General features: G+C 41.7%; 4 protein-coding genes and 1 pseudogene. 4 read left to right on the forward strand and 1 reads right to left on the reverse strand.

The genetic code is table 11. The features are described 5' to 3' along the window. The 4 genes and pseudogenes from PX482_RS26025 to PX482_RS26040 form a co-directional block, all read left to right on the forward strand. A pseudogene (locus tag PX482_RS26025) lies at positions 1-275 on the forward strand (flagellar assembly protein H); the annotation flags it as partial. 71 nt (positions 276-346) lie between these two features. Beyond that, positions 347-2,971 (forward strand): alanine--tRNA ligase, encoded by a 2,625-nt coding sequence (gene alaS, locus PX482_RS26030; protein WP_002757014.1) that lies wholly within the window; start codon positions 347-349, stop codon positions 2,969-2,971. Positions 2,972-3,041: 70 nt separating this feature from the next. Next, positions 3,042-4,517 (forward strand): AAA family ATPase, encoded by a 1,476-nt coding sequence (locus PX482_RS26035; protein ID WP_288094726.1) that lies wholly within the window; start codon positions 3,042-3,044, stop codon positions 4,515-4,517. Then, entirely contained in the window at positions 4,510-4,839 is a 330-nt protein-coding gene (locus tag PX482_RS26040; RefSeq protein WP_288123210.1) for a hypothetical protein, read from the forward strand. The genes PX482_RS26035 and PX482_RS26040 overlap by 8 nt, the downstream gene beginning before the upstream one ends. 475 nt (positions 4,840-5,314) lie before the next feature. On the opposite strand, the gene PX482_RS26045 is transcribed toward PX482_RS26040, so the two are convergent. Continuing rightward, positions 5,315-6,097: Uma2 family endonuclease (locus PX482_RS26045; protein ID WP_288123211.1), on the reverse strand; the 783-nt coding region annotated here is incomplete at its 5' end.

A 6,097-nucleotide genomic window follows, 5' to 3' on the forward strand; every position in this document is an offset into this window, starting at 1 on the left:
AAATAAATAACATCCTAGAAACTGAGGATAGAGAGGTGTTTATGACTTTATCTCAAACCTATCAGGAATGGAAGGAAGCAACTAAACGGGAAGGACGACTGGAAGGAAAACTAGAAGGAAAACTAGAAGGTAAACTAGAAGGTAAACTAGAAGGTAAACTAGAAGGAAAACTGGAATCTATTCCCCGTTTGCTGGCTTTGGGTTTAAGTGTGGAACAAATCGCTCAAGCTTTGGATTTAGACTTAGAACAGGTCCGACAAGCGGCGCAAGAGTAAAGGTGGAGAGTTAAAACGCAAAAATGCCACAATGGATAAAATAGGCATTTTCTGACTAACTGACATCTTCTATGAGTAACCACCTAAGCGGAAGCGAGATTCGCCAGCGATTTTTAGACTTTTTTGCGGCCAGAAACCATAAAATTCTCCCTAGTGCCTCTCTAGTCCCAGAAGACCCCACCGTTTTGCTGACTATTGCGGGAATGCTCCCTTTTAAACCGATTTTCTTAGGGCAAAAGACCCCAGAATTTACCCGCGCTACCACTTCCCAAAAATGTATTCGCACCAACGATATCGAAAATGTCGGCCGGACTGCTAGACACCATACTTTTTTTGAGATGTTGGGCAATTTTAGCTTTGGTGATTATTTTAAAGAACAAGCGATCGCCTGGGCCTGGGAATTGTCCACAGAAGTTTTTAACCTTCCCCCCGAAAGATTAGTCGTTAGTGTCTTTAGAGAGGATGAGGAAGCTTTCGCTATCTGGCGCGATAAAATCGGTATTCCTGCTCATCGTATCCAAAAAATGGGCGAAGCGGATAACTTTTGGGTATCGGGTCCCACGGGTCCCTGTGGTCCCTGTTCGGAAATTTACTACGATTTTCACCCGGAATTGGGGGATAAAACCATCGATTTAGAGGATGATAGCCGTTTTATCGAGTTTTATAACCTCGTCTTCATGCAGTATAACCGCGACGCGGATGGCAATCTGACACCCCTGGCCAATAAAAATATCGATACGGGGATGGGTTTGGAACGGATGGCGCAAATCCTGCAAAAAGTCGCCAATAACTACGAAACTGACCTAATTTTCCCGATTGTCGCTGAAGCGGCCCGGTTAGCAGCCATAGACTACCAGAAAGCGGACGAAAAAACGAAAGTTTCCCTAAAAGTCATCGGCGATCATGTGCGTTCGGTAGTACACATGATAGCGGATGGTATCTCAGCATCGAATACTGACAGAGGTTACGTCCTGCGTCGTCTGATTCGGAGAGTAGTACGGCACGGGCGTTTAATCGGTATTGAAGGTCAATTTATCACCAAAGTGGCGGAAGTTGCGATCGCTCTTTCCGAGTCCGTCTATGGCAATGTTCGGGAACGAGAAACGGTGATCAAGGCAGAATTAGAGCGAGAGGAAGCGAGATTTTTAGAAACCCTAGAAAGAGGCGAGAAACTGCTCGAATCGATTCTAGAAAAAGAAAAAAGCCAGATTTCGGGAGTCGATGCCTTTACCCTTTATGATACCTATGGCTTCCCCCTCGAACTCACTCAAGAAATCGCCGAGGAGCAGGGTTTAAGCGTCGATACGGCGGGTTTCGAGCAGGAAATGAAAAAACAGCAGCAAAGATCAAAAGCCGCCCACGAAACCATAGATTTGACGGTACAGGGCAGTTTAGATAAGCTGGCAGAACATATTCACCCGACGGAATTTCTCGGTTATACGGATTTGCAAGCAACCGCAACAGTAACGACGGTTTTAGTCGCTGGTAAAACGGTGGAATCGGCCGCAGCAGGCACTGAGGTGCAGGTAGTTCTCGATCAAACCCCTTTTTATGCCGAATCGGGTGGACAAATCGGTGATAAGGGTTATTTAACCGGCGATAATCTGGTTATCCGCGTTGAGGATGTGCAGAAAGAATCGGGGATTTTTATCCATTTTGGTCGGATTGAGCGGGGAATTGTCACCACCGGCGATACAATTAATGCACAGATCGATCGTTCCTGTCGTCGTCGCGCCCAAGCTAATCATACCGCCACCCATCTGCTACAATCGGCCCTGAAAAAGCTTGTCGATGGGGGGATTTCCCAAGCAGGTTCCCTAGTCAATTTCGATCGCCTCCGTTTTGATTTTAACTGTCCTCGTCCCCTGACTAGCGCTGAATTGCAACAGGTGGAAGAACAGATTAACACTTGGATTGCCGAAGCGCATGACACCCAGATAGCGGTGATGGGATTGGAAGAAGCGAAGCAGAAGGGAGCTATTGCCATGTTTGGCGAGAAATACGGCTCAGAAGTGCGAGTTATCGATATTCCTAGCGTTTCTATGGAATTATGCGGGGGAACTCACGTTAAAAATACTGCCGAGATCGGTTTATTTAAAATCATCTCCGAGACGGGAATCGCCGCAGGAATTCGTCGCATCGAAGCGGTGGCCGGCCCTGCCGTGTTAGCATACCTGAATGAACGGGATCAGGTGGTGCGGGATTTGTGCGATCGCTTTAAGGTCAAACCTCTGGAAATTCCCGATCGCATTACGGTCTTACAATCAGAGTTAAAAGGCACACAAAAGCAGTTAGAAGCGGTTAAACAGGAGTTGGCGCTAAATAAATCGGATGCTTTGCTATCTCAAGCTGAATCTATCGGCGAATTTAAGCTATTAGTCGCTTCTTTGGGCGATATTGATGCTAATGCTTTGATGGCCGCAGCCGAAAGACTACAGCAAAAATTAGGGGAAGGGGCAGTGGTTTTGGCCTCGACTCCCGCAGCTGATAAAGTGAGTTTAGTGGCCGCTTTTAGTCCCCGGGTGATTAAAGATAAGGGTTTACAAGCGGGTAAATTTATCGGTGCGATCGCTAAAATCTGCGCCGGTGGTGGTGGTGGTCGTCCCAATTTAGCTCAAGCTGGGGGACGGGATGCTAGTAAGTTAAGCGAAGCTTTAGCTAAGGCCAAAAGTCAGTTAACTAGCAGTTTACAATAGTGTTAAGGGTGGGCATTTTGTCCACCTTTAAAAAATTAGTTATCCTCTCGGTGTGATTGGTAAAAATAATATGGAACTACTGATCAAGAATTTGGGATCAATTAGAAATAATAATCAAACCATAGATTTAACCAAGAAGTTCTATACTTTTATTGGCTACAATAATAGTGGCAAAACCCTAGTTTCTCAGCTTTTATGGACAATTTTTAATAATGACAATATTAGAAGGTTTTCCGAAAATACCGAAATTGATTCTTTAGTAATTGACTCGGAAAAACCTATTAAAAAAATTACGATCAATCAAGAATTAATCGATGAGATTCTCAATAAATTTAGCCAGTTTATTGAAAAAGAAGTTGTTAATACCTATAATCTTGATGCTAGTATTAAAGAAACGATTATTGGTTCCAATAAATTAGTTTTTCAAGCAAATATCAAAGAATTTAAAGAGACGAAATTTAAAACAACTTTTTTGGTTCGTGTTGCAGGAAATAATGATCTGGAGTATTTACAGATTAGCAAGGGCAAAGGTAGCCTAACAATAAATATAAAAGAGAATAATATCCCTGAGAAAGTATTTGATCAAATACCCAGAGACTTTTTTGAGAGAGCTAAACCATACAAGGAATCAGTAATTATTCCGTCAATAATAAGAGTGCTTTTGTCTCATGCAGAAGATACTTTTTTTATCCCCGCTAGTCGTAGTTTTTTTCCTGTTTTCTACCAGTACATTTATGAGATAGAGAGAAATAAAAGAAGTGAGTATAATCGTCGATTGCAAGAATTAATAGAAAATATTGATGATGATGTTGATACTAATCGGGATATATTCAAACGTCTTCAAGAACAATTACCCAAAAGGTCTTATACAGAACCAATGAATAAAGTGATTGAGTCGCTTTATTCTCTCAATACCAAGAAAAAAATTAATTCAGTTTATAATTCTCTGATTGAAAAGATGACCGGATTAATGGGAGGAGAAATCACCATTTCTAGTCTAGAATCGATCGCACCTATTCAATTTTCTTTTAAATTCGATGAAAGCAAAGATTTACCCATGTATCTAGCTTCATCTTCAGTCAATCAGTTGACTATCTTGTATCTTTATCTCAAATATTGGGCTAAGGAAAAAAACAATTTTTTGATGATAGATGAACCAGAAGTTAATTTGCATCCCGAAAATCAAATTCGCTTAATGGATATTTTAGTTCAATTTGTCACCGAGCATAATAATCGGGTTTTGATCACCACCCATAGCCCGATTTTAACCGATATTCTCAACAATTATGTTTATCTTCATACCTTAAAAAGTTATGATGTTGATGTCACAAAAATTATTGAAGATAATCAATTAAAAAATTTAAATCCAGAAATTTCAATTGCTAAAGAAGACTTAGGGGTTTACTTTTTCACGGGTGATAAAATTATTGATTATGGAACCAGTGAATATGGTGTTTATTTTCGTAACTTTAAAGAAGTTATCAACTCTGTGCAGAAATCTGGCGAAATTTTAACCAATCATATCTATTTAGCAGAGAATGAGTAAGTCTAACTCAAAAAAAGAAATATTTTCCCTTAGACAAGAGTTTCATCAAGCTTTAGAAAAACAGGGTTTTATTGAAGAAATCTCCCCTAGTCAGGATGAGTATATTGAAATTCTAGAAACAAATAAGAGCGATTTAAAGAAAGTAGTTATTAATCACTTAAAGTTATCGTCTAAAAATGACAAAAATATATCTACAGAAGTAGATAAAATCTGGGTTATCAATTTAGAAAAAGAGTTACCCGGTATCTCTGCTTCCGGCAAAACCCCTGAAAAAGCTATATTAGGGTCTGCTGAAAAAGTTTTTCCTAGGGGCAGGGTGTAGGGTGTGGGGTGTGGGGTGTGGGGTTTTACCCATTTTCATCGGGTAAATTACCTAATTTTCAGGGAAAAAGTCCAGGGATTTTCCCCCCGACCACTCCCATATCTGGTACTTTTTGATTGACAAAAAGTCTAAAAGTCTTACCCAACAAGGTTTTTAGATTTATTCAGCTAACCCTAAGTAGTCGTGCCAAATAAATTTCCTAGTTGAGACAGTTATCAGTTATCAGTTATCAGTTATCAGTTATCAGTTATCAGTTCACTGTTTACTGTTTACTGTTTAAGGAAGAATAAAAGAAAACTCTGATCAATAATTACTCACTGGTCAAAAGGTAATCACAGCAGCAAACAGGTGTCGAGCTAGATTTCAAATACACTGGGATTGCAGGCTCCCTCAACCGTGAAAGGAGAAATTAACCGACTTTGAGCGAGGAGGAACAGGAGCAGTTTACCTCCTCACCTAAACAAATACAGCTATACTATAGCTCTATCCCCATTTCTCGCAAACGAGCCGCCAGCCGTTGAGAACGCTGTCTTTCCGCTTCCAGAGCTTGCTGAGTAGCATTTAATTGCTCCTGTGCTGCAGCCGCTCGCTCCTGTGCTGCTTCTTCTGGCAAGGGGATTAAATTGCCTTCCGAGTCATAAAATCTGGCCCAGATTGCCGTTTCTCGGTCAATAGTACCCTCCCAAGTTCCCAACCAATAGCCTAAGGTTTCGCACCATAACCAGCCGCGCTCGTTTCGTTCTAAAGAATGGTAGCGTTGGTCTGCTCCTAAATGCCATCCTTGTAAAGAATTGGCATCAAAAGGATCGTAGATGAAATAATCTGGCGTGCGGAAGGTTCCCTCATAAATGGCTTTTTTTCGCACTTTATCGGTTCTTGCGGTACTAGGAGAGGTTAATTCCACGATAACGTCAGGATAACGTCCCTCTTCTTCCCAAATTACCCAACCCTGTCGCTCTCTGCTGCCATCGACATTGAGGACAGCGAAGAAATCGGGCCCGCGAAAATCGCGATTTTTCGCCTGTTCGCGGCTGAAATAAATAAACATATTGCCACCCGTGTAGAAGTCGTCTCGCTCACCATAACCTTGATGTAGGGAGCGAATCAGCACATTCATGGCAATGCGGTGTCGGTTGCTTTCCAAGGGTTCACCATCATCAAAAATTAAGTCTGTGGGGGGTGGGGGGGGTTCCCAGAAGTCCTCGAAATCTTCTTCTATCAGTGCCGGAGAGGTGGCAGTTTCGTCGCTTTTGGCAAT

Source organism: Microcystis sp. M53602_WE12, from assembly GCF_030065455.1.
GTDB classification, from domain to species: Bacteria; Cyanobacteriota; Cyanobacteriia; order Cyanobacteriales; family Microcystaceae; genus Microcystis; species Microcystis aeruginosa.

Bases quoted from the DNA above. Each gene is read 5' to 3' on its own strand.
- PX482_RS26035 (WP_288094726.1), top strand. From the start codon at position 3,042: ATGGAACTACTGATCAAGAATTTGGGATCAATTAGAAATAATAATCAA.
- alaS (WP_002757014.1), top strand. From the start codon at position 347: ATGAGTAACCACCTAAGCGGAAGCGAGATTCGCCAGCGATTTTTAGAC.
- PX482_RS26040 (WP_288123210.1), top strand. From the start codon at position 4,510: ATGAGTAAGTCTAACTCAAAAAAAGAAATATTTTCCCTTAGACAAGAG.